The 23,969-nt window shown below is 52.5% G+C and carries 34 protein-coding genes; 30 read left to right on the plus strand and 4 right to left on the minus strand.

Features of this window, described 5'->3' with window-relative positions:
- From rpsQ to rplQ, 18 genes are all read left to right on the plus strand, one after another.
- Window positions 1-240, plus strand: coding sequence for a 30S ribosomal protein S17 (rpsQ, locus tag HQL76_04550; GenBank protein MBF0108423.1), 240 nt, complete (start codon window positions 1-3; stop codon window positions 238-240).
- On the plus strand, window positions 237-605 hold the full coding sequence (gene rplN, locus HQL76_04555; protein ID MBF0108424.1) for a 50S ribosomal protein L14: 369 nt from the start codon (window positions 237-239) through the stop codon (window positions 603-605). Before rpsQ ends, rplN begins: the two co-directional genes overlap by 4 nt.
- A gap of 39 nt (window positions 606-644) precedes the next feature.
- Window positions 645-968: a 50S ribosomal protein L24 gene (gene rplX, locus HQL76_04560; protein MBF0108425.1), complete on the plus strand. Its 324-nt coding sequence runs from the start codon at window positions 645-647 to the stop codon at window positions 966-968.
- A 57-nt stretch (window positions 969-1,025) separates the two neighbouring features.
- The gene (rplE, locus tag HQL76_04565) at window positions 1,026-1,565 is read left to right on the plus strand and encodes a 50S ribosomal protein L5 (protein ID MBF0108426.1); all 540 of its coding nucleotides are present in this window, start codon (window positions 1,026-1,028) and stop codon (window positions 1,563-1,565) included.
- Window positions 1,566-1,586: 21 nt separating this feature from the next.
- The gene (locus HQL76_04570) at window positions 1,587-1,772 is read left to right on the plus strand and encodes a type Z 30S ribosomal protein S14 (protein ID MBF0108427.1); all 186 of its coding nucleotides are present in this window, start codon (window positions 1,587-1,589) and stop codon (window positions 1,770-1,772) included.
- Between the two features lie 68 nt (window positions 1,773-1,840).
- A complete protein-coding gene (rpsH, locus tag HQL76_04575) occupies window positions 1,841-2,239 on the plus strand; it encodes a 30S ribosomal protein S8 (protein MBF0108428.1) in 399 nt (132 codons plus the stop codon).
- A gap of 23 nt (window positions 2,240-2,262) precedes the next feature.
- Entirely contained in the window at window positions 2,263-2,796 is a 534-nt protein-coding gene (rplF, locus tag HQL76_04580; GenBank protein ID MBF0108429.1) for a 50S ribosomal protein L6, read from the plus strand.
- 21 nt (window positions 2,797-2,817) lie between these two features.
- Window positions 2,818-3,183 carry a 50S ribosomal protein L18 gene (locus tag HQL76_04585; GenBank protein MBF0108430.1) on the plus strand — a complete coding sequence of 122 codons (366 nt, stop codon included), beginning with the start codon at window positions 2,818-2,820 and terminating at the stop codon, window positions 3,181-3,183.
- Between the two features lie 117 nt (window positions 3,184-3,300).
- Window positions 3,301-3,828 (plus strand): 30S ribosomal protein S5, encoded by a 528-nt coding sequence (rpsE, locus tag HQL76_04590; GenBank protein MBF0108431.1) that lies wholly within the window; start codon window positions 3,301-3,303, stop codon window positions 3,826-3,828.
- 18 nt (window positions 3,829-3,846) lie between these two features.
- Window positions 3,847-4,029, plus strand: a complete 183-nt coding sequence (gene rpmD, locus HQL76_04595) for a 50S ribosomal protein L30 (GenBank protein MBF0108432.1) — start codon at window positions 3,847-3,849, stop codon at window positions 4,027-4,029.
- Between the two features lie 15 nt (window positions 4,030-4,044).
- Window positions 4,045-4,506 (plus strand): 50S ribosomal protein L15, encoded by a 462-nt coding sequence (rplO, locus tag HQL76_04600; protein MBF0108433.1) that lies wholly within the window; start codon window positions 4,045-4,047, stop codon window positions 4,504-4,506.
- Between the two features lie 9 nt (window positions 4,507-4,515).
- The gene (secY, locus tag HQL76_04605; GenBank protein MBF0108434.1) at window positions 4,516-5,850 is read left to right on the plus strand and encodes a preprotein translocase subunit SecY; all 1,335 of its coding nucleotides are present in this window, start codon (window positions 4,516-4,518) and stop codon (window positions 5,848-5,850) included.
- A 40-nt stretch (window positions 5,851-5,890) separates the two neighbouring features.
- Window positions 5,891-6,007, plus strand: coding sequence for a 50S ribosomal protein L36 (rpmJ, locus tag HQL76_04610; GenBank protein ID MBF0108435.1), 117 nt, complete (start codon window positions 5,891-5,893; stop codon window positions 6,005-6,007).
- Window positions 6,008-6,051: 44 nt separating this feature from the next.
- Window positions 6,052-6,420: a 30S ribosomal protein S13 gene (gene rpsM, locus HQL76_04615; GenBank protein MBF0108436.1), complete on the plus strand. Its 369-nt coding sequence runs from the start codon at window positions 6,052-6,054 to the stop codon at window positions 6,418-6,420.
- 110 nt (window positions 6,421-6,530) lie between these two features.
- Entirely contained in the window at window positions 6,531-6,923 is a 393-nt protein-coding gene (rpsK, locus tag HQL76_04620; GenBank protein ID MBF0108437.1) for a 30S ribosomal protein S11, read from the plus strand.
- Between the two features lie 39 nt (window positions 6,924-6,962).
- Window positions 6,963-7,589, plus strand: coding sequence for a 30S ribosomal protein S4 (gene rpsD / locus HQL76_04625; protein ID MBF0108438.1), 627 nt, complete (start codon window positions 6,963-6,965; stop codon window positions 7,587-7,589).
- A 21-nt stretch (window positions 7,590-7,610) separates the two neighbouring features.
- Window positions 7,611-8,633, plus strand: coding sequence for a DNA-directed RNA polymerase subunit alpha (locus HQL76_04630; protein MBF0108439.1), 1,023 nt, complete (start codon window positions 7,611-7,613; stop codon window positions 8,631-8,633).
- 15 nt (window positions 8,634-8,648) lie between these two features.
- A complete protein-coding gene (gene rplQ / locus HQL76_04635) occupies window positions 8,649-9,026 on the plus strand; it encodes a 50S ribosomal protein L17 (protein MBF0108440.1) in 378 nt (125 codons plus the stop codon).
- Window positions 9,027-9,074: 48 nt separating this feature from the next.
- On the opposite strand, the gene HQL76_04640 is transcribed toward rplQ, so the two are convergent.
- Window positions 9,075-10,658, minus strand: a complete 1,584-nt coding sequence (locus tag HQL76_04640) for a hypothetical protein (GenBank protein MBF0108441.1) — start codon at window positions 10,656-10,658, stop codon at window positions 9,075-9,077.
- Window positions 10,659-10,850: 192 nt separating this feature from the next.
- Here HQL76_04640 and tkt point away from each other — a divergent pair, with 192 nt between their 5' ends.
- A complete protein-coding gene (tkt, locus tag HQL76_04645; GenBank protein ID MBF0108442.1) occupies window positions 10,851-12,833 on the plus strand; it encodes a transketolase in 1,983 nt (660 codons plus the stop codon).
- 38 nt (window positions 12,834-12,871) lie between these two features.
- Here tkt and HQL76_04650 read toward each other — a convergent pair whose 3' ends face one another.
- Window positions 12,872-13,204 carry a hypothetical protein gene (locus HQL76_04650; GenBank protein ID MBF0108443.1) on the minus strand — a complete coding sequence of 111 codons (333 nt, stop codon included), beginning with the start codon at window positions 13,202-13,204 and terminating at the stop codon, window positions 12,872-12,874.
- Between the two features lie 12 nt (window positions 13,205-13,216).
- Here HQL76_04650 and HQL76_04655 point away from each other — a divergent pair, with 12 nt between their 5' ends.
- The 4 genes from HQL76_04655 (at window position 13,217) to HQL76_04670 (ending at window position 16,545) form a co-directional block, all read left to right on the plus strand.
- On the plus strand, window positions 13,217-13,984 hold the full coding sequence (locus tag HQL76_04655) for a 3-deoxy-manno-octulosonate cytidylyltransferase (GenBank protein MBF0108444.1): 768 nt from the start codon (window positions 13,217-13,219) through the stop codon (window positions 13,982-13,984).
- Window positions 13,977-14,999, plus strand: coding sequence for a Gfo/Idh/MocA family oxidoreductase (locus HQL76_04660; GenBank protein ID MBF0108445.1), 1,023 nt, complete (start codon window positions 13,977-13,979; stop codon window positions 14,997-14,999). Before HQL76_04655 ends, HQL76_04660 begins: the two co-directional genes overlap by 8 nt.
- A gap of 123 nt (window positions 15,000-15,122) precedes the next feature.
- Window positions 15,123-15,638, plus strand: a complete 516-nt coding sequence (locus tag HQL76_04665) for an SIS domain-containing protein (GenBank protein ID MBF0108446.1) — start codon at window positions 15,123-15,125, stop codon at window positions 15,636-15,638.
- Window positions 15,639-15,642: 4 nt separating this feature from the next.
- Window positions 15,643-16,545, plus strand: coding sequence for a hydroxyacid dehydrogenase (locus HQL76_04670; GenBank protein MBF0108447.1), 903 nt, complete (start codon window positions 15,643-15,645; stop codon window positions 16,543-16,545).
- A gap of 25 nt (window positions 16,546-16,570) precedes the next feature.
- On the opposite strand, the gene HQL76_04675 is transcribed toward HQL76_04670, so the two are convergent.
- On the minus strand, window positions 16,571-17,332 hold the full coding sequence (locus HQL76_04675; GenBank protein MBF0108448.1) for a 2,4-dihydroxyhept-2-ene-1,7-dioic acid aldolase: 762 nt from the start codon (window positions 17,330-17,332) through the stop codon (window positions 16,571-16,573).
- 336 nt (window positions 17,333-17,668) lie between these two features.
- Between HQL76_04675 and HQL76_04680 the strand changes: the two genes are divergently transcribed.
- Complete coding sequence (locus tag HQL76_04680) at window positions 17,669-18,673, plus strand: methyltransferase domain-containing protein (GenBank protein MBF0108449.1); 1,005 nt, start codon at window positions 17,669-17,671, stop codon at window positions 18,671-18,673.
- Between the two features lie 6 nt (window positions 18,674-18,679).
- Here the strand turns inward: HQL76_04680 and HQL76_04685 are convergent, their stop codons facing one another.
- A complete protein-coding gene (locus HQL76_04685; protein MBF0108450.1) occupies window positions 18,680-19,486 on the minus strand; it encodes a 3-deoxy-manno-octulosonate cytidylyltransferase in 807 nt (268 codons plus the stop codon).
- Window positions 19,487-19,764: 278 nt separating this feature from the next.
- Here HQL76_04685 and HQL76_04690 point away from each other — a divergent pair, with 278 nt between their 5' ends.
- The 6 genes from HQL76_04690 to tolQ all read left to right on the plus strand — a co-directional run bounded on the left by HQL76_04690 (window position 19,765) and on the right by tolQ (window position 23,969).
- Complete coding sequence (locus tag HQL76_04690) at window positions 19,765-20,514, plus strand: YebC/PmpR family DNA-binding transcriptional regulator (protein MBF0108451.1); 750 nt, start codon at window positions 19,765-19,767, stop codon at window positions 20,512-20,514.
- An 8-nt stretch (window positions 20,515-20,522) separates the two neighbouring features.
- Window positions 20,523-21,020 (plus strand): crossover junction endodeoxyribonuclease RuvC, encoded by a 498-nt coding sequence (gene ruvC, locus HQL76_04695; GenBank protein MBF0108452.1) that lies wholly within the window; start codon window positions 20,523-20,525, stop codon window positions 21,018-21,020.
- On the plus strand, window positions 21,017-21,649 hold the full coding sequence (ruvA, locus tag HQL76_04700; GenBank protein ID MBF0108453.1) for a Holliday junction branch migration protein RuvA: 633 nt from the start codon (window positions 21,017-21,019) through the stop codon (window positions 21,647-21,649). The genes ruvC and ruvA overlap by 4 nt, the downstream gene beginning before the upstream one ends.
- The gene (ruvB, locus tag HQL76_04705) at window positions 21,646-22,665 is read left to right on the plus strand and encodes a Holliday junction branch migration DNA helicase RuvB (protein MBF0108454.1); all 1,020 of its coding nucleotides are present in this window, start codon (window positions 21,646-21,648) and stop codon (window positions 22,663-22,665) included. The genes ruvA and ruvB overlap by 4 nt, the downstream gene beginning before the upstream one ends.
- 7 nt (window positions 22,666-22,672) lie before the next feature.
- Window positions 22,673-23,086: a tol-pal system-associated acyl-CoA thioesterase gene (gene ybgC / locus HQL76_04710; protein MBF0108455.1), complete on the plus strand. Its 414-nt coding sequence runs from the start codon at window positions 22,673-22,675 to the stop codon at window positions 23,084-23,086.
- Window positions 23,087-23,255: 169 nt separating this feature from the next.
- Entirely contained in the window at window positions 23,256-23,969 is a 714-nt protein-coding gene (tolQ, locus tag HQL76_04715) for a protein TolQ (GenBank protein ID MBF0108456.1), read from the plus strand.

Here is a 23,969-nt window from a genome sequence, read left to right on the forward strand (position 1 = left end):
ATGCCACCACGGGTTCTTCAGGGGGTTGTTGTCAGTGACAAGATGGACAAGACTGTCGTGGTCCTGGTGGAAAGGCGTGTACGGCATCCGTTATACGGCAAGATTGTGCGCCGCTCCAAGAAGTACAAGGCGCACGATCCAGAGAATAAATGTGCCATCGGGGACGTCGTCAGGATCCGTGAATGCCCGCCGGTGAGCAAGGACAAGCATTGGACGGTGATTGAGGAGGCGGTGGCATGATTCAAGTACAGACGATGCTGGACGTCGCCGACAATTCAGGCGCCAAGAAAGTCCAATGCATCAAGGTTCTGGGCGGATCGAAAAGGCGATATGCACGGGTGGGCGATGTCATCACCGTGGCGATCAAATCGGCGATCCCTCGCGGGAAGGTGCAAAAGGGAGAAGTTGCGCAGGCTGTGGTGGTGCGCACCAAGAAGGCGATCATTCGTGAGGATGGCAGCTATATCCGATTTGATACCAATGCCGCGGTGTTGATCAACAAGCAGGGTGAACCGATTGGGACACGCATTTTTGGTCCGGTGACGCGCGAACTGAGAAGCAAGAACTACATGAAAATCGTTTCCCTGGCACCCGAGGTTCTGTAGTGGATGCCGCTTGTCATGAAGGAATGAAGGTGAACATTGATGAAGAACCAATTCAAGACCCGATTGAAAAAGGGTGATCAGGTAATCGTCCTTACCGGAAAGGACAAGGGCAAGCGGGGGCAAATTCTTCAGGTTCTTCCAAAGAAGGAATCGGTCCTGGTCGAAAAGGTCAACATGATCAAGCGACACACCAAGGCGGACAAGACCAGTGGTGGAGGGATTGTCGAGAAGGAAGCCCCGATTCATTGTTCCAATGTTCAGTACTTCGATCCGATTGCCGGCAGGGGATCGGGAATCCGTATGAAGACCTTGGAAGATGGAAAGCGGATCCGGATTTCCAAAAAGTCGGGTGAAGCAGTCTAGGCTGGTTGACCAGCAGTTCGCGCTGAATGGCGCAAATTTTCGCCGGGAAAGTGAACCATGGCAAGGTTGAAGGAACATTACCAAAAGAAGGTTGTCGCTGCCCTGATCAAGGAGTTCGGCTACAAGAACCCCATGCAGGTTCCAAGGATCGAAAAGATTGTCCTGAACATGGGTGTTGGCGAGGCGATTGCCGATCGAAACGCTTTGAATGGAGCGGTGAGCGACATGACTGCCATCGCCGGGCAAAAGCCGGTGATCACCCATGCGAAGCGATCGGTCGCAGGTTTTAAACTTCGTGAGGGACAGCCGATCGGATGTCGGGTGACCCTGAGATCGGAACGGATGTACGAATTTCTCGACCGTCTGATCAACATGGCTCTGCCACGGGTTCGTGACTTCCGTGGCGTATCGGGAAAATCGTTCGATGGCAGGGGCAACTTTGCCATGGGGGTCAAGGAACAGATCATTTTTCCCGAGATTGATTATGACAAGGTGGATGCGGTACGGGGCATGGATGTCGTCATCGTGACCTCGGCAAAGACCGACGCGGAGGCGAAAGCTCTGCTTCGCGGATTCAACATGCCGTTTGTGAATTGACTGTTAGGAAGCAGAAGTCCCATGGCCAAGAAATCAATGGTGGAAAAGTGGAAACGCAAGCCCAAATTCGCGGTGCGGGCCTATAATCGGTGTGCCCGTTGCGGTCGGTCTCGCGGTTATTATCGGAAATTCTCATTGTGTCGCCTGTGCCTGAGGTCCATGGCATCGCGAGGGGAAGTGCCCGGAGTCATCAAGGCTTCCTGGTAGGATCTGCCTGTCGCCTTGACGTGCGTTTTTGTTTGGAACCATAATTAATTGCATTGGAGTGGCAATCGATGGGAATGACCGACCCAGTCAGTGATATGTTGACACGAATCCGTAATGCCCAGATGGCGGGCAAGAAGTTCGTGGATATACCCAGATCCCGGATCAAGGTCAGGATTGGCGAGATACTGGCTGCGGAGGGGTATGTTGGCGCAGTTGAGGAAATGGGGCCGGAAGGTGATGGACGGAGTTTTCGTCTTCTTCTCAAGTATCATCTTGGCAGGCCGGTGATCGAAGAGATCAAAAGAATCTCCCGCCCAGGTAGAAGGCACTATGTTCGTCATGATAAACTTCCGCGGGTCTATCAGGGACTCGGGGTGGCCATCGTATCGACCAGCAAAGGTGTCATGACCAGCAAGGAAGCGGGAAAGCAGGGGATCGGTGGTGAGCTCCTTTGTACCGTTTTTTGATGTAACGGAAGGATTCGATTGCGATGTCCAGAATTGGAAAGAAACCGGTACCGGTCCCCAATGGGGTTGAAGTGAAGATTTCGAATTGCAGTGTCGAGGTCAAGGGAAAACTTGGAACGTTGAAGCAGGACTTTTCTCCCTTGATTGAAATTCGACACGAGGGGGGTGAACTCTTGCTTAATCTTCGGGGCAAGGATAAAAAAGCGGACGCATTGTGGGGATTGACGCGATCGCTCCTCTTCAACATGGTTCGCGGTGTATCGGAAGGATTTACCAAGGTATTGGAGATTCAGGGGGTTGGCTATCGCGCTGCGGTTGGTGGAGGGGCGATTCAGCTGAGCCTTGGGTTTTCGCATCCGGTTGAAATGGCGCTTCCTGAGGGTGTCAACGCCAAGGTTGAAAAAAATACCGTGATCACCTTTACCGGCATTGACAAGCAGCAGCTTGGTCAGGTTTGCGCTGAAATACGGGAATTGCGCCCTCCTGAGCCGTACAAGGGTAAAGGGATCCGCTACCTTGGGGAACACATTCTTCGCAAGGAAGGCAAGAAAAAGTAATAACCTGAAGAGGGTACATCGATGGCAAAGGATCGGCATCAGGCCAGGTGGAAGCGTGGACGGAGAATTCGCAACAGGATCAGCCATGTTCGCAAGGACCGGTTCAGGTTGTCCGTGTTTCGCAGTTCGACAAATATCTACGCTCAGATCATTGATGACACCAAGGGTCAGACCTTGGTTGCCGCTTCGACTCTTGAGAAGGGTGTTCGTGAGGGGTTGAAGAGCAGTGGCAATATCGAGGCTGCAATCGCGGTGGGAAAAGTCCTTGCTGGAAAGGCGATGGAGGCCAACATCAAGCGGGTTGTGTTTGATCGCGGTGGGTATCTTTATCATGGAAGGGTCAAGGCGCTTGCGGATGCGGCAAGAGAAGCTGGCCTCGAATTTTAGGACATGCGGTCGCCCGTTGGGATTGCAATGGCCGGACCTGAGATGATCGCTTCAAGGAAAGTTTAGAAACAATGGCTTCTGGATTGCCTGGGATACTGTAATTGATTAGGAGAAAAAATGTCGAAACCCCGCCGGGCCTCAGCAGAGGAAAAAGTTGAGAACAGGCCAAGTGATGACCTGATTGAAAAGTTGGTCGCCATCAAACGGACTGCGAAGGTTGTGAAAGGCGGAAGCCGGTTTAATTTTTCCGCCATCGTGGTTGTCGGGGATGGAAATGGCAAGGTAGGGTATGGGCTGGGAAAAGCCAAGGAAGTTCCGGAGTCGATCCGCAAGGCGACGGAACAGGCGCGGAAAAATATGAAGAAGGTGGCGATCAAGGACGGTCGAACCCTGTTTCATGAAATTCAGGGGCGCTATGGTGCGGGTCGCGTTGTTGTCCGCCCGGCTGCCCAGGGGACTGGAATCATTGCCGGTGGGGCCATGAGGCCGATCTTTGAAGCGGTAGGGGTCACGGATGTCCTGGCCAAGTCGCTCGGGACTTCCAATCCACACAACTTGATTAAGGCGACCTTTGACGCTCTTGAGGCGATCAAGTCGCCGGCCATGATACTTGCCAAGCGTGGATTGTCTGGCGACGCACTGTAATGGAAAGGGGCTTCGGAGATGTCGGGTACCATCAAGGTTGAGAAAATCAGATCGGTCATTGGTCGGCCGGAGAAGCATCGGAGAATCATGCTGGCCCTGGGTTTGAGAAAGACTCATCACGTGGCGGAGCTGCCCGACAATCCTGCGGTTCGCGGTATGGTCGCCAAGGTGATCCATTTGGTTCGGGTGTTGGAAGAATAGAGGGTGTGAAAGAAGATGAAACTGAACGAACTTCCTCCCCGTCAGGCGGACCGGAAACAGGCCAAAAGGGTTGCCCGCGGCCTTGGGTGCGGCACAGGAAAGACAGCGGGCCGAGGCGTCAAGGGTCAGAAAGCGCGATCGGGAGGCTACCACAAGATCGGGTTTGAAGGAGGGCAAATGCCCCTTCAGCGCCGCCTGCCCAAAGGTGGATTCAAGAACCCCTTTCGCAAGGAGTACGCGATTATCAGTATTGGCGATCTTGAAGTTTTTTCCGCCAACGCTGAAATCAGGCTTGCCGATTTACAGGAAAAGGGGTTGGTTCGCAAGAAGATCGGTGATGGCATCAAGCTTCTGGCGGATGGTGAATTGACAAAGCCGGTACAGATCTTTGTTCACAAGGCTTCGAGGAGTGCCATTGAGAAGGTCGAGGGAATCGGTGGCAAGGTTCACTTCATTGGCGGTGAAACGGACAGGTAGTATCATTTAATGGCTACGACGGACGTTCAGTCACCATTTGCAGGACTTGCCAATCTGGGGCGGATTCCGGAATTGCGTAAACGGATTGTGTTTACGCTGGGCATGCTCATTGTTTATCGCATCGGCGCGCATGTTCCGACGCCCGGAATTGACCCGAATGCATTGGCTGTCTTCTTTTCGCAGCAACAGGGGACGTTGCTGGGAATGTTTAACATGTTTTCGGGTGGGGCTCTTTCCAGGTTGACTGTCTTCGCTCTTGGGATCATGCCCTATATTTCCGCCTCCATCATTCTCCAATTGATGACATCGGTGTTTCCAAAGCTGGAAGCGATCAAGAAGGAGGGGGAATCGGGTCGGAGGAAAATCAACCAGTATACCCGATATGGAACGGTCCTTCTGTCGATCTTTCAGGGGTTTGGGATTGCCTACGGGCTTGAGTCGATGCAGGCTGGCGGAATGAGCGTCGTTGTCGATCCAGGGTGGTCATTTCGCATGATGACCGTGATCACCTTGACGTCGGGGACTGCTTTTATCATGTGGGTCGGCGAGCAGATTACGTCTCGGGGTATTGGGAATGGGATTTCACTGATCATCTATGCTGGAATCGTGGCCAATCTGCCTATTGCTCTGGTGCAAACGCTTCAACTGGCTCGTACTGGTGATCTGCAACCGTTGTTCGTCCTTTTTTTGCTGGTCATGGCGGTTGCGGTGACGGCGTTCATCATCTTCATGGAGCGTGCTCAAAGGCGGATCACTGTTCAATATGCCAGGCGTCAGGTCAGTGGACGAAGGATGGTTGGTGGAGAGAGTTCGCACCTGCCGCTGAAGGTTAATACAGCAGGAGTGATCCCTCCGATTTTTGCAAGTTCGATTATCCTGTTTCCTGTGACTCTGGCGAACTTTGCGCCATGGGACCAGGTCAAGGTATTGGCTGGATATTTTTCGCCTGGGCAGATTCCATACATGCTTATGTATGCAGTCGCGATTTTGTTTTTTTCTTTTTTCTATACGGCGATTGTTTTCAATCCCGAGGAAACGGCGGATAACCTTAGGAAATATGGGGGGTTTGTTCCAGGGATTCGTCCGGGAGTCAAAACAGCGGAATACCTGGATACGATTTTGACGCGATTGACTCTGATTGGGGCCCTTTATATCGCTGCGGTTTGTCTGTTGCCTGAGCTGTTGATCGCCAATTACAATGTGCCGTTTTATTTTGGCGGCACATCCATGTTGATTGTCGTTGGCGTCACCATGGATACTGCGGCACAGATTCAGTCATTTTTGATCAGCCGGCAATATGAAGGGCTTATGAAAAAAGCCCGGATTCGTGGACGTCGCAATTGATATTGGAATGCCTTGGGCATGAGGCAAAACGGAGGAAGTCATGAAAGTCAGGGCGTCGGTCAAGAAGATTTGCAAGGATTGCAAGATGATCAAACGCAAGGGTGTTCAAAGGATCATTTGCACCAAAAGTCCCAAGCACAAGCAGCGCCAGGGCTGATACCATAATCATTTTTTGATGGAAAATCGTCTGGAGGTTACAAGGTGGCTCGTATCGCTGGTGTCAACATTCCTGTCAATAAACGGCTTGTCGTAGCCCTGACCTATATCTATGGGATCGGCAGAAATGCTGCCGAGGAGATCATGGGCAAGGCTGGGATTGACATGGCAACCCGGACCAAGGACCTTTCAGAGGCAGAGGTTGCAAGGATTCGTAGTGTGATTGACGAAGGGTATCAGGTCGAGGGTGACTTGCGTCGTCAGGTAGCGATGAACACCAAACGTCTTATGGATCTTGGGTGTTATCGTGGGCTGAGGCATCGGCGTGGACTTCCCGTCCGTGGTCAGAGGACCCACACGAACGCCCGTACAAGAAAGGGACCGCGCAAGGCCATTGCCGGCAAGGTTCGGTAGCATATATTGTTTTCAGTTTCCTGTTTTTCTTGTCATGGGAGATGAGCAGGGAACAGAAGATCTGTTTTTGAGACCGCAACACGATTGAGGCCAATCAAGAAGGAGATGACATGGCGAAAGGGCAGAAGACCAAGGGCAAGAAGAAGGAAAAGAAGAATATTGCTTCAGGCATTGCCTATATTCGGTCAACATTCAACAACACCCTTATCACCATTACGGACAGCGTGGGTAACGTGATCTCTTGGGGATCGGCTGGTTCTCAGGGATTCAAGGGGTCACGGAAGTCTACGCCGTTCGCCGCTCAAATGGCCGCTGAGGATGCCGGACGTCGCGCTCAAGAACATGGCATGAAAAATTTGGAAGTGCGGCTCAAGGGCCCTGGTTCAGGCCGAGAATCGGCACTCCGCGCTTTGGCAAGCATTGGGTTTGCCATATCATTGGTCCAGGATGTGACGCCCATCCCGCATAACGGGTGCAGACCGCCCAAACGCCGTCGTGTTTGATACACATTCAATGCTCTGAGCAGGGGAACAGGAAGAGACATGTCCCGATATTTCGGTTCCAAGTGCCGCATGTGCCGGCGCGAAAGCACAAAACTTTTCCTAAAAGGGGAAAAGTGCTTCTCCGATAAGTGTGCCATCGAAAAAAGAAACTATGCTCCTGGGATGCATGGGCAAAGGCGCAGAAAGATTTCCGATTACGGAATGCATCTCAGGGAGAAACAAAAGATTAAACGCGCCTATGGGCTGTTGGAATCGCAATTCCGAAACTATTTCATGAAAGCAGAGCGTATGAAGGGGGTTACGGGCGAAAACCTGCTGATTCTCCTTGAGCGCAGGTTGGATAACTGTGTTTACCGCCTGGGCTTTTCTGCGTCACGGTCGGAAGCACGGCAGATTGTCACGCATAAACAAATTGTGGTGAACGATAAGGTGGTCAACCTTCCCTCCTTTTTGGTTCGTCCTGGCGACAAGATTGAAGTTCGTGAAAAGGCCAAGACCCACTTACGCATCAAGGGGGCGGTCGAAACCTCTCACAAGTCACAATCGGTGCCATGGATGGAGGTTGATGCCGCGACACTGACTGGAAGGTTTGTATCTTATCCTGACCGGTCGGATCTCCCGGCGGAGTACAATGAAAACCTGATTGTCGAGCTGTATTCCAAATAAATAACCCGCTGGAGGCGCTGGATGTATCGGAATTGGACGGAGCTGATAAAGCCTCGGAAGGTGGAACTGGTCAGTGAAGGCGATGCACAACGCAAGGCGACCCTTGTCGCCGAGCCGCTTGAGCGTGGTTTTGGTACGACGCTTGGAAATGCCCTGCGGCGGGTACTTCTTTCTTCACTTCAGGGGGCGGCAGTCTCTTCGGTACGGATCGAAGGTGTTTTGCACGAGTTCTCAAGCATTCCTGGTGTCATGGAAGATGTCACCGAGATCATTCTTAATTTGAAGGAACTCGCGATCCGCGTCAACGGCTCTGGAACCAAGAGAATGAGGCTTTTCGCCGACAAGGAGGGAATTGTTACCGCGGGAATGATCGAAACGGGTGCCGATATTGATATTTTGAACCCGAAGCATCATATCGCAACTCTGAACAAGAGTGGCCGTCTGGATATGACCATGACGGTTACAACCGGGAAGGGGTATGTCCGGGCGGCACAGGGGGGCGATGATGATTCGCCTTCCCCTATTGGTGAAATTCCCATGGATTGTAGTTATAATCCAGTCAAAAAAGTTTCGTACAAGGTCGAGAATGCTCGTGTCGGGCAACAAACGGACCATGACAAGCTGATTATTGACATTGAAACCAATGGGGTCGTTTCGCCTGAGGATGCCTTGGCGCTGGCGGCCAAGATCTTGCAAGATCAGTTGAGCTTGTTTATCAATTTCGACGACGTTCCCATGCATGAAGCTGGTGACGCAGAGTCGGGACCAAGATGGAATCCTCATCTTTTCCGCAAGGTTGACGAGCTTGAATTGTCGGTGCGGTCCGCCAACTGTCTCAAAAACGATGACATTGTCTATATCGGGGATCTGGTCCAGAAAACCGAGGCCGAGATGCTCAAGACTCCTAATTTTGGCAGGAAATCCTTGAATGAAATCAAGGAAGTCTTGGAGGAAATGAATCTGAGTCTGGGGATGCATCTGGAGAACTGGCCACCAGAAAATATCGAGGAACTGGCCAAGCAGTTCGAAGAAGAAAATTTTTAGCCGGGGAACAGGTCCATGAGACATCGAAAGAGTGGCCGCAAACTGGGGCGTGAGACGAGTCATCGAAAGGCTATGATAAGCAATCTGGCGATCAGTCTGTTTCGGCATGAGCGTATCGAAACGACTGTGACCCGGGCCAAGGAGTTGCGGATATTTGCTGAACGGATGGTAACCCTTGGAAAAACGGGCAGTCTTCATGCCCGCCGGCGTGCTCTGGGATTTCTCAGGGACAAGGATGTCGTTCACAAGCTTTTTGCTGATATCGCTGTCAGAAACGCGAGCAGGAATGGTGGATATACGCGAATCATCAAGACCAGAAATCGATACGGAGACTGTGCTCCGATGTCATTTATCGAGTTGGTCGAGAAAGTTGCTGTGGCTCAAGATTCCTAGGGAAGACAACCACTTCCTCCAATCGACCGGCCATTGGCCGGTTTTTTTTTACCTGGGGATGGATTTGGAAGCATTGTGCTCGTCCTGGGAGTTCATTGGATGATTGAGGCGAAAGGGAATATTGAAGTGAAACGTGCTGCCACTTGAGCCATCGCTTTCCACCCAAAGGGTTCCGCCTGATTTTTCGACCAGGTGTTTGCATATGGAGAGTCCCAATCCGGTTCCGCACCAATGGGAGGCACTGGGCAGGAATGCGGTCTGAGACGATCCAAGAAAAATTGAACTTTGATTTTCTCTTGGAATGCCGATGCCGGTATCAATGACAATGAAATGGATTGGGAAATAATCTGGTCCGAGGTTGTGTTTTGTTCCCGGCGTTTTGATGATGACGGCGATGAACCCTGACTGGGTAAATTTGATTGCATTATGGATCAGATTTATCAATATTTGCCGCAGGCGTCGTGGGTCACCAAACAAGGTCGAAGGGAGTGGCTCCTCAAATTCTCTGGTCATAATCAATCCCTTGTCCCTTGCCGACCGTTCCATGATATCGAGAACCTCTTCAGTGATCTGGCGGACGTTGAATTGGACGATGTCCAAAGTAAGGCTGTTTGATTCGAGAAGTGAAAAATCGTCGATATTCTCGATCAGGACAAGCATGGCTTGTGTCGTATGTTGTACCTGGGCCAGGAAGTTTGATTCTTCGGAAAGATGGGACTTTTGGACATGGGTTTGCGCAGTTTCCAAGATTGAATTGAGAGGGGATCTCAAGTCGCGGCTTATGTTTGACAACAAAATCCCTCGCGCATGGTTGGCAAAATTGGTTTTTTCCTGAGTTTTCGAAAGGGTGTCGGTGTGGATATGGAGTTGTACCCAGTATCCTGAGAGGATGGTGAAAATCAGGAAACAGATGGCACCTGAGAAAAATTCTGGACTCAATCCTGGAGTGAATTCAGCGATGGGAGGGGCGGGAATGAACAGGGATGCCTGCATTGCGGTATAATGGAGTCCACAAATCGCTGCGGCCATGATCATGCCACTGGTAAGTTTTTGAAGAAGGATATTTTGTCCCTTTTGTTGGATCATTCGAGATGTGAAAATCAACGAAATGAAGGAAGTGAGAACGGCAACCAGAATTGAAAAAATGAAAATGTCTGGCATGTATCGAATTTCCGCCGGTAATCGCATGGCGGACATACCGATATAGTGCATGGTCCCGATTCCAGTGCCCATGATCACACCGGCAAGGAATAATTGTGGCCATGTGGCGGTTTTTTTGATTGCCAGTTGCAGGGCAAGAAATGAACTGGCGATGGCGGGAACGATTGAAATAAATGTTGTCATGAAGTCGTAAGAGATTCCGCATCTTAGATCATAGGCAAGTATTCCGATAAAGTGCATTGACCAGACTCCAATGCCCATGATCAGCGCTCCGACGCCAATCCAGATGACTCTGGAGGATGGTGAAGTTTCTTTTTGTGATCGCATCAGTTCGATGCGAATGGCAATATCGATTGCAGTCAATGAAGTGATGGCTGCGACTGCATAGGATAGAAGAACCAGGCGCCAGTCGTAATTTCCGCTGAGCACGTTGGCTGGCAAGGGGTCGGAGAGGAAAAATTCTGGATACATGATGTGGCTCGTCATGTGGAATCAAGGCAGCGTGTTTAACACAAGATGTGGTGTGTTAGCCTGTTGAATCTGTGAAGATGACATTGGGGTGTCGTCTTTCGAAAATAAATCCTCTTTTTGTTTGTAGACTTTACTATCATTCTTTGAGTAGAGTTGGCAAACTTTTTCATGAAATAAGGAAGAATTGACTCCATGGACCATAATGAGAAATTGGAACGTCTTTCCTGTACGGCTTTGAGAATGTTGGCCGTTGATGCCATTGAAAGGGCCCGATCTGGACATCCTGGGGTGGCTTTGGGTGCAGCGACGATGATGCATGTGTTGTGGGCAAGGGTTCTGAAACATGATCCCTGTGATCCCAGTTGGCTTGATCGTGATCGATTTGTGCTGGCGGTCGGTCATGCATCCATTCTGTTGTATGGGTTGTTGCATCTGTCAGGGTACAAACTTTCGTTGGATGAATTGATTCGGTTTCGACAATTGGGTTCGTTGACGCCAGGTCATCCTGAGCGTGGGGTGACTCCTGGGGTGGAAGTGACAACCGGTCCTTTGGGACAGGGATTGGGTATGGCGGTTGGGCTGGCGATGGCCGAAAAACGCCTGGCGCGAACATTCAACCAGGATGGTGTGGTTCCACTTGTGGATCATTTTACATATGTTTTGTTGTCTGATGGGGACATGATGGAAGGGGTGACCTATGAGGCGGCATCCCTGGCGGGTCACTTTAAACTGGGAAAATTGATTGCACTTTATGACGATAACAAAATATCGATTGAGGGTTCGACGGATTTGACGTTCAGCGAGGATATCGTGGGACGGTTTACCTCGATCGGTTGGCATACTGTGATCGTTAAAGATGGTGAATCAATGGTCGAAATTGAGAATGCACTTGGAAAAGCGCGTGCTGAATTGGATCGACCGAGTTTGGTGATCGTCAATACACATATTGGATATGGAAGCCCGAAGCAGGATTCCGCCGAGTGCCATGGCGCCCCTTTGGGACCGCAAGCAGCAGCGGCTACCCGTGGTTTTTTTGGCTGGCCGGAGGAACTTTTTCATGTTCCTGAGGAAGTGCGTCACTATTGGCAGGAGGTTGGCAAGCGCGGTAGACGGGAACGTGAGCGGTGGCAAATCCGCTTCACGGAGTGGCAACAGAAAAATCCCGTAGTGGGACGGCAATTTGTTGAACGGATGGAAATGAATCTTGGTCACACCTGGCGGGAACACCTGCTTGCCATGACTTTCGTAAAGGGTGATCATGCCACACGGGCGATTTCAGGAAAAATCTTGAATATGCTGGCAGGGCAGATTTCGGCATTGTGGGGAGGGGCCGCCGATCTGGGCTCTTCGGTTTGCACGGATTTGATCGATGAACCGGAACGGATCATTCATTTTGGGGTTCGAGAACATGCCATGGGGGCGATTACCAATGGTTTGGCGGCCCATGGTGGATTTCTCCCTTATTGTGGAACATTCCTTTCATTTTTCAACTATATGATTCCCGCCATTCGACTGGCGGCGATGATGCGTTTGCGTGTCGTTTACATTTTTACGCATGACAGTATCGCTGTCGGCGAGGATGGGCCGACGCATCAACCTGTGGAACATCTTGCGCAATTACGTGCGATTCCCGGATTGGTCTCCATTCGCCCCGGGGATGTCTGGGAGACACGTTCCGCTTGGCGTCTGGCTTTAGAGTTGCCCGGTCCTGTCGCATTGATTTTGACACGGCAGAAGGTTGAGTGGGTGGACGAGGAACCGGTATTCGTTGAACGCGGAGCCTATGTCCGCAGGGACTGTATTGGGGAACCCGAATTGATTTTGATCAGCAGCGGTAGTGAATTGGTCCTGGCCCAAAAATGTCATGCTCTATTGAATCAGGAGGGAATTCGGACAAGGTTGGTGTCGATGCCGTCGTGGGAATTGTTTGAACAACAAACGGAAGAATATCGAGAGGAAATCCTTCCATTCCGGGTGGAACGTCGTCTTGCCATCGAAGCGGCAACGCCCATGGGATGGCACCGGTGGGTTGGAATCAGGGGCAGGATCATTGGCGTGGAAGATTTTGGGGTTTCGGGTCCGTTTGAGGAAGTGATTGCAAGGTTTGGTTTCTCCATGCGAAACATCATGGAAGTCGCACGGTCAATGGTTGGGGGCATCGGGTGCCATGGTTGAATGGAAGGGATGGTCTTTCGTGGGCTGGCCGTGATGGATCATGGTGAGAAGGCTGAGATTTCACATCTGCTGTCGGTCTTGACCTGTCCAGGGAAAGGCTTGGCTGCGTTTCTGATGGTATTGGTCACGCAGGGGGCATTTCCTTGTGATATTTCCGATTCATAAGAAACTTCAAACTTTCGAAAGCTGAAATTTAATTGAGGAAATGGATCGGAGGGGAAACTTGATAAAGAAATACTCTTGACGTTGGATTGTTTTTCGTCATAGAAATTTCCACTTGACTCGCTGTTTTCATGAAAACCCGCTCTGCGACTTTCCGGAATGTTTTTCCGGTCGGTTGTGGTAGTCGAAGTCTTGACCAACTCCTGCAAGATTGGTGAATCATGCCCGTCATTAACGCGATCATTCCGGCACGAATGGCATCGACTCGGTTTCCTGGGAAACCGATGGAGAAGATTCTTGGGCTTAGCATGATCGAACATGTCCGACGCCGTGTCAGTCGCTGCAAAATATTTCACAAGGTCATTGTGGCAACCTGCGATGAGGTGATCATTGATGAAGTTACTCGTCATGGGGGAATTGCCGTGATGACCTCAGACAAACATGTCCGTTGCACGGAAAGGGTGGAAGAAGCGGCAAGGGACCTGACTGCGGAAATCGTGGTTAATGTCCAGGGGGATATGCCCTTGGTACTGCCTGAAATGTTGGAAAAATTGGTCGTTCCGCTTGTGGCTGATTCCAGGTTACTTTGCACGGATCTGATGGCGCCGATTCGTCTTCAATCGGAATTCCTTTCCCGAAACGTTGTCAAGGTGGTATGCAATCGGAGGGGTGATGCAATGTATTATTCTCGAAAGCCCATTCCTGATTCCGCTCATGGTGATGCTTCGTTCGGAACCCCTTTCAAGCAGCTTGGCGTGATCGCATTCCGGAACAACTTTCTGCAACAGTTTGTGAGACTTCCACCGACTCCACTGGAAATTGCTGAATCTGTTGATATGTTGCGCCCGTTGGAGCATGGTTTTCCGGTGCGAATGGTGACTACAGAGGAGATCGTTCTTGGAGTGGATGTTCCTGAAGATTTGATTCGTGCCGAAGTCTTGATGCAACAAGATCATCTGTTTGCTGAATATAGACATCATCATGACTAAAAAACTTGATGTCGCCATTATCGGTTATGGCAAAGTTGGGCGGATTCGTCGTCGATGCTCAGATGACCATCCTAATCTTAATTTGATCGCCCTTTGCGACCTGGGAGATCAATCTGAGAAGGAAATCCAGGGGGTATATTTTTCCAAGGATTGGCGAGAGATCGTAGCGCTTTGCCCTGATCTTGTCTTCGTGTGTACCACCAACGAGTCGATACCAGAAATCACGATTGAGGCGCTGAGACGAGGGATCAATGTCTTCTGCGAAAAACCTCCAGGTCGCACGGTAGTGGACGTGCAGCGGATGGCTGAGGCGGAAGCGAGTAGTCCTGGGGGGAAATTGTGTTTTGGCTTTAATCATCGTTACCACCAAGCGGTGTTGGATGCCAAGGCGTTGATCGATAAGGGACGGATGGGGGACATTCTTTGGATGCGTGGGGTATATGGCAAGGCGGGTGGACCCGCTTATGACCGCAACTGGCGGAATGATCCGGTTCGTTCCGGAGGCGGAATTCTGATTGATCAAGGGATTCACATGATTGATCTGCTTCATTTTTTTTGCGGAACGTTTCCTGAGGTCAAAAGCATGGTAGGACGGACCTATTGGAAGGTGCCGGTTGAGGACAATGCCATGGGGATCATGCGCAACGAATTGGGACAGATGGCCATGATCCACTCATCGGCCACGCAGTGGCGACACAAGTTTATCCTTGATGTCTGTCTGGAACGTGGATATCTGTCACTGGATGGAATTCTTTCCTCGACCATGACCTATGGCGCGGAGTCCTTGAAGGTAGCGCACTGCGTTTACGATTCAGAGGGTTATCCATTGCCGAATCCTCAGGAAGCCATCTATTATTACACCGAGGATCGTTCATGGGCGAAGGAGGTGGATTATTTTGTGCGATGTATCCTGGAATCCCGCCCGGTCGAAAATTGCAACTCAATCCATGCGCTTGCTGCCATGGAAGCGGTACATCGTATTTATTCCCAGGACAACGCAACATTCCAGTTATGAAGACGAAACGGGACAATGAACACAACGACAATCGATTCAATGGCGCGTCTTTCCGTCCAGTCCAACACCCTTGCCGATTTTTATTCCGGGTATGCTTCCTATCTGCATCAATGCCTTGATTCCGTGGATCTAGGGCAGTTGGAGGCAGTTGCGGACAGGTTTCTACAGGCGAGGGATGAGAAAAAAACCATCTATTTTGCTGGGAATGGGGGAAGTGCTTCAACTTCCTCTCATTTCTGCCAGGATCTCGCCGAGGTCGGGCGTAAAATTGGTGTGGAAGGTTTTCGAACTCTGAGTCTTACCGATAATGTTTCTTACATTACCGCAGCCGGCAATGATTATGGATATGAAAAGATCTTCGTCAATCAGATGATGTATCTCTTTGAACCGGGAGATGTCCTTGTGGTCATCTCGGCGAGTGGTAACAGCGGCAATGTGGTCGAGGCGGCACGCCTTGCGCGGGAAAAGGGGGGGACGGTCATTGCCTTGGTGGGGTTTGACGGCGGCAAATTGAGTGAAATCGCCGATCTTGTTCTCAAGGTGAAGACCAATAAGGGAGAATATGGACCGGTGGAGGATGCCCATCTGATCATTGATCATGTAATTACCGGGTATCTGACCATAAAGATGAAGGCGTGATAGAATGTCGAATCATAAGGTTCTCATAGGTACATCTTCGTTTGGCGCGACCAATCCCGCACCGCTGGACATGCTTCGGAATGCCGGGGTGAATTTTACGGTCAATCCCTTTGGCAGGAAGTTGACCAAGGAGGAATTGATTCATCTGTTGGCAGGGATGGATGGACTCATCGCCGGTCTTGAGACGGTTGATCGTGAGGTCTTGGAAGGTTCAACTCTTAAGGTTGTTTCTCGTTGTGGTTCGGGGATGTCCAATGTGGATATCGATGCTGCCAAGGGACTTGGAATTATGGTGTACGGTGTCCCCGATGGTCCAACGTTGGCGGTTGCGGAATTGACGGTCGGTTGTCTGATTACTCTAATCCGTCAGGTTGTTCCCATGGACCGATCCCTGCATCGAAACAAGTGGGACAAGCGGACTGGTCGGCAGTTACAGGGAATGAAGGTTTTGATCGTCGGATATGGGCGGATTGGAAGGACCACGAGTCGGCTTCTCAAGGCCTTGGGGGCTGAGGTGCAAGCCTTCGATCCTGGGATTGATGATGCGGAAGTTCCTTTGGTGACTGATTTCTCCAGGGCGTTGGCGGTAACTGACTGTGTGGTACTGCATCATAGCGGCGAGGCTGAAATTCTCGACCGCGAAGCCTTTGGAAAAATGAAAAAAGGGATGTTCGTCCTGAACGCTTCCCGGGGACAGGCGGTTAACGAAGCAGCGTTAATGGAATCACTTGACAACGGCACCGTTGCCGGAGCATGGCTGGACACATTTGTCCAGGAGCCCTATGACGGTCCACTTTCCCGTTATGAACAGGTAATATTAACTCCGCATATTGCGTCGTATACGCATGAAGGGCGGGTGCGGATGGAGTGCGAGACGGTTACAAATTTGCTGCGTGGGTTGCTGTAGCGATAAATGACCGTCTGAAACATGTTTATCGAAAGTTATCGACGACCTTCATTCCATCGCGGCAACCTGCATCCATGATTCGAAAATCGACACTATAGGCGATGAATCGGTGCCCCTCTTCGATACGTTGGCGTAGTTCGACAGGGTTGGGTTCAATGACATGAATTCCCCCGGGTTTACCCGCCGCCTTGCCTGCCGCCTGGATCCGTTCCAATACCGCCAGATACTGAGGATGGTCGAATTGGCCGGTGATTCCCATGGATCCGGTCAAGTCATAAGGACCTACGAAGTAGGCATCGACTCCGTCAACATCAAGGATTTCCCGCAAATTCTCAACCGCATCGATATGTTCGATCTGAACGATGACCACGGCATGGTCCTCCAACCATTCCCTATAGGGGTGGAAGCGGCAACCGTATCCTTGGGCTCTGGCAAGACCGACGCTTCGCTTTCCCCGGGGGGGATAGCGGACTGCTTGAACTGCGGCTTCGGATTCCTCGGCGCTTTTGACCATGGGGACGATGACGCCGTGGGCGCCGGCGTCCATGAGTCGTTTGATCTGGTTGGGATCATTGGATGTCAGCCGAACCAATGGGGTGACACCGCAAAGGTCGATGGTTCGGATCATTGCCTCCGCTGTTTCGAGATCGATCACACTGTGTTCCATGTCCAGAGCAAGCCAGTCGAATCCGGCTCGAGCCATAATTTCCGCATGAGCGGACAGAGGAAGGGATAGCCAGGAACCGACACTCAGAATTCCACCCTGAAGTTTTTCTTTCAGGTTCATTGATTTTCTCCGGCTTGGTGTGTTATCTGAAGGCTCTGGGATGGGGTCTGATTGATCACGGCGTGATCTTCTCTACGGATTTGGAAGACCTTCTCCTGTCATTTCTTCCCGGCACTATCGCCTTCCTTCAGGGCAAAGTCCAGGGATACAGCTTTCAAGATTCACGATTGTGGTCCTTGTATCTGTCTTTATCCCAGGTATTTGGAGTTCGGGACCAACTTTCATTCCAGCATTGAATATGTGAGGGAAGTGGTTTCAAATCTCAAAGACGCCGCAAACCTTGGGCGACACTCTTAAGGTCTGATGATTCCACAATTTTCTGGAAGGTGACTGAGCGTGAGATCCGCCATCAATCTTGAACATCTGGAATCGTCCAACCTGGGAGCTGACCGGTTGTATGGCGAGTATGTCGCACGCTTGGAAAGGGACATCTCCGATTTTTTTTCGGATCGATCCCGATTGCAGAATGTTGCCTGTCCAGGTTGCGGTGCCGGAGTGGCGCTGCCGGTCTATGAGAAGTTGGGTTTGACATATGAAAAATGCACCGCCTGCGGTTCCATTTTCGTCAATCCTCGTCCGCAGGCCGATTTTCTGGATATTTTCTATGAAAAATCATCCGCCTGTCGTTATTGGCGGTCGGAAGTTCAAAACCTTTCCGAAACTCACCTGAATCATTTGCATGGTCCCAACATTCAGTGGTTATCCGAGTTGGTCGATGAACGGTTCGATACAACACCGACCTTGTTGGACTATGGCAGCAGTTCGCCCTATTTTCTTGCCCGACTTGTGGCAACCTTTACCTCGTCAGAGATCATCTCATTCAGACCGCAACTCTACGAGTGTCAGGGATTGTCTCCCAAGGGTATTCATTTTTGGTCTTCATGGGAAGATTTGTCAACGAAGGCGGATATTATTTCCGCCTTTCATTCCGTAGAACGGATGGTTGATTGCGGGAAGTTTATGCAGTGGGCGGGGAAGAACTGTCGCAAGGACGGTTTTCTGCTATTGACAACGACAACATGCAGCGGATTTGAATATCAGGTACTTGGAAAGTACGCTTCCACGCTCAATCCAATCAACCGGATGAATCTTCTCTCCCTGGAGGCGTTGACGGGTCTCATTGTCGGGGCGGGGTTCGAAATTGTCGAATTGAGTACCCCGGGTCGTCTTGATGTCGAAATTGTCCGTACCACCCTGGACCGGATGGGCGACGGAATCATCGAACCGTTTTGGGAATATCTGTTTCGCCATCGCGACGAACATACCTGGAACAACCTGCAAACATTTCTACAGATGAACCGGTTAAGCTCTTATGTCCGGATCGCGGCCATCAGGAAGTGATTCCTGTCATCGTGGGGAGTGGTGCAGGATCGCCTCTACCCGGGCAATGTCTTCCGGGTGATCGACGCCGATCGATCCGGCCTGGACCGGGACGCAGGCAATGCGTTGGCCGTATTCCAGAAAGCGAATCAGTTCAAGGCTTTCGGCCCGCTCGACCGGGCCACGGGGCCATGTTGCGAATCGAAGGAGCGCCTGGCGGGTGAAGGCATGCAATCCGACGTGCAGGTTGCGTTGGAACGGTTCACTGAAACTCATCGGGATGGGAAGGCGGGAAAAGGCGAGGACACAACGGTCCAGGGTCGGGACCAACTGGACCGAGGATGGGGAGGACTCCTGCTCGGGGGTGGTCCCTTCGATGTAGCCTGTCGCCACCTCGATTCCTTTTTCCCGTGCCGCCAGGAGGCAATGGACCACGGCATCGATCGATCTGGGATCGATGATCGGTTCGTCGCCCTGGACATTGACCAGAATGTCGGCAGGATGCCGGCTGGCCACCTCCGCCAGGCGATCGGTTCCCGTCTGATGGGCGGGCGAGGTCATCTCGCAGGCCATGTCGTGGTCGCGGCAGACTGCGGCGATGCGTTCATCATCGGTGGCAATGACGGTCCGATGGATCAAGGTCGCCCGGGATACCTGGCGCCAGACGCGGACAATCATCGGAACCCCCGCGATCAGGGCCAGGGGTTTTCCGGGAAAACGGTGCGATTGCCAACGGGCGGGAATGATTGCCATCACATCCTTGCCGTGAAACATTGAAGATCCTTCCTTCTGACGCAGAAAAGCCGCAAACAGCAAACGATAATTCTTTCTCATGGCAACCATCGACGAACGACTCCAAGGGCTCGCATCCGTCCGATCGTGAGTTTATGGACAGGGAATCTTCTTTTCCAGGAAAAAAACTGTCGCCAAATCGATGAAAGGGGTCGGTGACCACGAGAAGGTTTGGCGAAAAAAAACGATGCGACGTGCGGTGCGATCAAACAAGTTTCCTTCCGTTCATCGGATGGCATGGACAGTTGCACGGGATTTGTTTAACATTTCCTGGTCGATTATCGAAACGAAAGGATTGCGTTTTCTTTGTGGAGCGGGTTATGTCTGGACATAGTAAATGGGCGAACATCAAACATCGCAAGGGGGCGCAGGATGCCAAAAGAGGCAAGATTTTCACCAAGTTGATCCGCGAGATCACCGTATCCGCCCGCATGGGGGGCGGCGATCAAAATTCCAATCCCCGTTTGCGTGCCGCTTTGCTCGCGGCCCGAGGACAGAATATGTCCAAGGATACCATGGAAAAGGCCATAAAGCGGGGGATCGGCGAAATGGATGGGGCCGAATATCAGGAGGTGCGATTCGAAGGCTATGGTCCCGGGGGGGTGGCGGTCATCGTCGATACCCTGACCGATAACAACAATCGCACGGTTGCCGATGTTCGGCATATTTTCAGTCGCTATGGTGGTAACCTGGGAACATCGGGGTGTGTTTCCTACATGTTCGATCGCCGGGGGCAAATCCTGTTTTCCGGGTTCGACGAAGATCGGCTGATGGAAGCAGCCCTGGAGTCGGGGGCGTTGGATGTGGTGGTCGATGGGGACACCTGCGAAGTGATCACCGAACCGGATGATCTGGAAATGATTCGCGAAGCGCTGGTGGCCCGGAATGTGGGAACGGTACACGAGTCCGGAGTGGTCATGCGTCCCCAGAATACGATCACCCTCGACGAGAAAAATGCCCAGTCGATGGTGAAAATGATGGATCGCCTGGAAGACAATGACGATGTGCAACGGGTTTCGGCCAACTTTGATATTCCCGATGAGATCATGGAACGATTGGCGGTCGATTGAAACAGGAACTGCGCGTATTGGGTATCGATCCGGGATTGTCGGCAACCGGATGGGGGGTCGTGGCGTCGAACGGCAACAGTTTTCGCGCCGTGGCCCATGGGGCCATCCGTTCCCGAACCGACCGATCGTTGCCGGAGCGGCTGGATGAAATTTTTACCGGACTGTCTCTGGTGATCGCGCAACATCGTCCGCAACTGGCGGTGGTGGAGGAGATCTTCGTCGCCCGCAATCCTGCGAGCGCCCTTAAACTGGGGCACGCCCGAGGTGTCGCCATTGCTGCCGCGTGTCATGGTGGACTGTCGGTTTTCGAGTATTCCGCCCTTCAGGTCAAGAAGGCGGTCGTCGGCTATGGTCGGGCGGAAAAGCATCAGGTTCAGGAGATGGTTCGCATGCTGCTCGCGATGCCAAAACAGGCGCCAATGGATGCCGCCGATGCCTTGGCGGCGGCGGTTTGCCATTTGAATCAGGCGCCGTTATTGCGTCTGACAGGGCAGAGGGCCTCATGATCGCCCATTTGCAGGGAATCGTCCTGGAGAAGCGTCCCGAAGAGACGGTGATCGACGTCCATGGCGTAGGGTATCGGGTGCTGATTTCCCTGCATACGTTCGAGCAATTGCCCGAACCAGGGGCCTCCTGTCGTCTGCTGATCCACACCCTGGTCCGGGAAGATGCCTTCCATCTGTATGGATTCACACGCGACGATGAACGGAATCTCTTTAAACATCTGAACAATGTCAACGGGATCGGTCCGCGGCTGGCGCTGGCGGTCCTGTCAGCCATGTCGCCACGATCCCTGGTGACCGCGATCGTGACCGAGGATGTCTCTTCACTGGTCCGGATTCCCGGAATCGGCAAGAAGATTGCCCAGAGAATCGTCATCGAACTCAAGGAGCGACTGGCGCCGCTGGCGGGGGTGCCCGACGAAAACAGGGATGAAACTGAAAAAGAAAACGCGGATCGATCGGGCGAGCCTCGGGAAAAAGAATTGGCAGGGCGGCAGGCTTTGTTGTCGGCGCTGCTCAATCTGGGGTACCGGCGTGCCGACGCGGATCGGGCCATCCAGGAGCTGCCTCCCGAAGCGTGGACCGACTTTTCCCTGGGATTGCGCTCTGCCCTCAAGGTGCTGACTCGATGATCGAGGATTTCCCGGATCGCCTTGTGGCCGCCGCTTCGTCGCCGGAGGAAGGGGCGGGCGAGGGGTCCATTCGTCCGTTGCGGCTGGATGAATTTATCGGTCAGGGGCGATTGAAGGCCAATCTGCTCGTATTTCTCCACGCAGCCCGCGGACGCGGCGAACCTTTGGATCATCTGTTGCTTCATGGTCCTCCAGGATTGGGCAAGACAACCCTGGCCCGCATCATCGCCTCCGAAATGGCGGTCAATCTGCGGGCCACCTCGGGGCCGGTCATCGAAAAGGCGGGCGATCTGGCCGCTCTGCTGACAAATCTGGAGCGGGGTGATGTCCTTTTCATTGACGAAATACATCGTTTGAGTCCAATGATCGAGGAGATCCTTTATCCCGCGATGGAAGACGGTCAACTGGATATCATGATCGGCGAAGGACCTTCGGCCCGTTCGGTCCGGATCGACCTTTCCCCTTTTACCCTGGTGGGGGCGACGACCCGGGCAGGTATGTTGACCAGCCCCTTGCGCGATCGCTTTGGCATCCTGGCCCGGCTCGAATTCTATTCTCCCGATGATCTGGTGACCATCATTCGCCGTTCCAGCGACGTTCTACGGATTGGTATCGTGGAATCGGGCGCCTGGGAGATCGCACGACGCTCCAGAGGGACCCCTCGGATTGCCAACCGCCTGCTGCGCCGGGTGCGGGATTTCGCCGAAGTCCTGGGAAAGAGGACGATCGATCAGGAGGTCGCCGACATGGCCCTGGGTCACCTTGAAGTCGATGCCTTGGGCCTGGATGGGATGGATCGGCGTCTGCTCGCGACCATCATCGACAAGTTCAGTGGTGGACCGGTAGGATTGGATACCCTATCCGCCGCCATCGGCGAAACCCGGGATACCATCGAGGATATTATCGAACCCTATCTGCTGCAACAGGGTTTTCTGGATCGAACCCCACGAGGTCGCCGGGCAACCTTGGCGGCATGCAACCATCTGGGACGTCCGTTCCCGCAACGAATGGGATGATCGTCACATGCCGCCTGTATTCGAATGGCCCGTGCGGGTCTATTATGAGGATACCGATTCGGGAGGCGTGGTCTACCATTCGGTGTACCTCAATTTCATGGAACGGGCCCGAACCGAATGGTTGCGCAGCCTTGGATTCGACCAGTCCCGTTTGGCCCGGGAGCGTGGGCTCGTGTTTGCCGTCAGTCGTCTGAGCGTTCATTTTCTTGCCCCGGCCCGGATGGATGATTTGCTCTTGATTACATTAACACTGGCCAAAAGGGGTGGGGCGAGCTTAAACTTGCAGCAGAGGATCGTGCATCAATCAATGCATCGTCCCTTGATTCAGGCCGAGGTCAGGATTGGTCTGCTCGACCGGGCCTTCAAGCCGGTCCGGTTGCCAAACGACCTGGTCGAGGTTCTGGAAAAATTGGATCGGTAGGGCCTGCGGCGGAAAAATCGTCTTGATGATGCAAGGAAGGGCTTGCGATGGCCTCCCGGATTCTGGTCCATGAGCGTAATCTGTGTGAACATTTCCCGGTATCGGCGGGGGATGAAGTGGCTTGGCTTTTCCTTTCTGGATCCATTCGTAACGAGGACAGTGACCACACATGAATGAAACGATCGCCTCGCATGGCATTTTGGACCTGGTCTCCCAGGCGGGACCGGTTGTAAAGCTGGTGATGCTGATGCTGATGATGTCCTCGGTAGTCTCCTGGGCCATCATTTTCGACAAATGGCGCCGGTTTCGCAGGATCGCCCGTGACTCGGAATCCTTCGAGGAACGGTTCTGGAGTGGCGGCAGCGTTGGCAAACTGTATCAGACCGCGGGCGACGAATGGCCGGGAAGTCCCATGGTGGCGGTATTTTTGGCGGGATTTCGCGAATGGAAACGCTGGGAAGGGGGGGGGACGCCCGCTCGGGACCCGGAGGTGGGTGATCTCTTGACGAATGTCCGAAGGTCCATGACCGTCACGCTCAATCGGGAACTGGACAATATCGGGCACGGATTGACTTTCCTGGCGACGGTCGGATCGACCAGTCCGTTCATTGGTCTGTTCGGAACGGTCTGGGGAATCATGAATTCCTTTCGCGGACTGGCGGGGGCCAAGACCACGACCCTGACCATGGTGGCCCCAGGCATCGCCGAGGCGTTGATCGCCACGGCGATGGGACTGGTGGCGGCCATTCCCGCGGTGATCGCCTACAACAAATATGCCGCCGATCTGCGTCGTCTGCATCAGAGCATGGATAATTTCGGCGCCGAATTTTTGAACATTCTCGAACGCCAGGCGGCCCGGCGCGTGGGGAGGACGACGTCATGA

The sequence above is a fragment of the Magnetococcales bacterium genome, from assembly GCA_015228815.1.
In the GTDB taxonomy this organism is placed as follows: Bacteria; Pseudomonadota; Magnetococcia; order Magnetococcales; family UBA8363; genus UBA8363.

Coding starts and splice junctions, on each gene's coding strand:
- HQL76_04630 (MBF0108439.1), top strand. CDS start 7,611: ATGTATCGGAATTGGACGGAGCTGATAAAGCCTCGGAAGGTGGAACTG.
- ruvB (MBF0108454.1), top strand. CDS start 21,646: ATGATCGAGGATTTCCCGGATCGCCTTGTGGCCGCCGCTTCGTCGCCG.
- HQL76_04675 (MBF0108448.1), bottom strand. CDS start 17,332: ATGAACCTGAAAGAAAAACTTCAGGGTGGAATTCTGAGTGTCGGTTCC.
- HQL76_04690 (MBF0108451.1), top strand. CDS start 19,765: ATGTCTGGACATAGTAAATGGGCGAACATCAAACATCGCAAGGGGGCG.
- ybgC (MBF0108455.1), top strand. CDS start 22,673: ATGCCGCCTGTATTCGAATGGCCCGTGCGGGTCTATTATGAGGATACC.
- ruvA (MBF0108453.1), top strand. CDS start 21,017: ATGATCGCCCATTTGCAGGGAATCGTCCTGGAGAAGCGTCCCGAAGAG.
- rpmD (MBF0108432.1), top strand. CDS start 3,847: ATGTCGGGTACCATCAAGGTTGAGAAAATCAGATCGGTCATTGGTCGG.
- HQL76_04660 (MBF0108445.1), top strand. CDS start 13,977: ATGACTAAAAAACTTGATGTCGCCATTATCGGTTATGGCAAAGTTGGG.
- rpsQ (MBF0108423.1), top strand. CDS start 1: ATGCCACCACGGGTTCTTCAGGGGGTTGTTGTCAGTGACAAGATGGAC.
- rpmJ (MBF0108435.1), top strand. CDS start 5,891: ATGAAAGTCAGGGCGTCGGTCAAGAAGATTTGCAAGGATTGCAAGATG.
- rpsH (MBF0108428.1), top strand. CDS start 1,841: ATGGGAATGACCGACCCAGTCAGTGATATGTTGACACGAATCCGTAAT.
- rpsE (MBF0108431.1), top strand. CDS start 3,301: ATGTCGAAACCCCGCCGGGCCTCAGCAGAGGAAAAAGTTGAGAACAGG.
- rpsK (MBF0108437.1), top strand. CDS start 6,531: ATGGCGAAAGGGCAGAAGACCAAGGGCAAGAAGAAGGAAAAGAAGAAT.
- secY (MBF0108434.1), top strand. CDS start 4,516: ATGGCTACGACGGACGTTCAGTCACCATTTGCAGGACTTGCCAATCTG.
- HQL76_04585 (MBF0108430.1), top strand. CDS start 2,818: ATGGCAAAGGATCGGCATCAGGCCAGGTGGAAGCGTGGACGGAGAATT.
- rpsD (MBF0108438.1), top strand. CDS start 6,963: ATGTCCCGATATTTCGGTTCCAAGTGCCGCATGTGCCGGCGCGAAAGC.
- rplX (MBF0108425.1), top strand. CDS start 645: ATGAAGAACCAATTCAAGACCCGATTGAAAAAGGGTGATCAGGTAATC.
- rplQ (MBF0108440.1), top strand. CDS start 8,649: ATGAGACATCGAAAGAGTGGCCGCAAACTGGGGCGTGAGACGAGTCAT.
- rplN (MBF0108424.1), top strand. CDS start 237: ATGATTCAAGTACAGACGATGCTGGACGTCGCCGACAATTCAGGCGCC.
- HQL76_04640 (MBF0108441.1), bottom strand. CDS start 10,658: ATGTATCCAGAATTTTTCCTCTCCGACCCCTTGCCAGCCAACGTGCTC.
- HQL76_04570 (MBF0108427.1), top strand. CDS start 1,587: ATGGCCAAGAAATCAATGGTGGAAAAGTGGAAACGCAAGCCCAAATTC.
- tolQ (MBF0108456.1), top strand. CDS start 23,256: ATGAATGAAACGATCGCCTCGCATGGCATTTTGGACCTGGTCTCCCAG.
- tkt (MBF0108442.1), top strand. CDS start 10,851: ATGGACCATAATGAGAAATTGGAACGTCTTTCCTGTACGGCTTTGAGA.
- rplF (MBF0108429.1), top strand. CDS start 2,263: ATGTCCAGAATTGGAAAGAAACCGGTACCGGTCCCCAATGGGGTTGAA.
- HQL76_04670 (MBF0108447.1), top strand. CDS start 15,643: ATGTCGAATCATAAGGTTCTCATAGGTACATCTTCGTTTGGCGCGACC.
- rplO (MBF0108433.1), top strand. CDS start 4,045: ATGAAACTGAACGAACTTCCTCCCCGTCAGGCGGACCGGAAACAGGCC.
- rplE (MBF0108426.1), top strand. CDS start 1,026: ATGGCAAGGTTGAAGGAACATTACCAAAAGAAGGTTGTCGCTGCCCTG.
- HQL76_04655 (MBF0108444.1), top strand. CDS start 13,217: ATGCCCGTCATTAACGCGATCATTCCGGCACGAATGGCATCGACTCGG.
- HQL76_04685 (MBF0108450.1), bottom strand. CDS start 19,486: ATGAGAAAGAATTATCGTTTGCTGTTTGCGGCTTTTCTGCGTCAGAAG.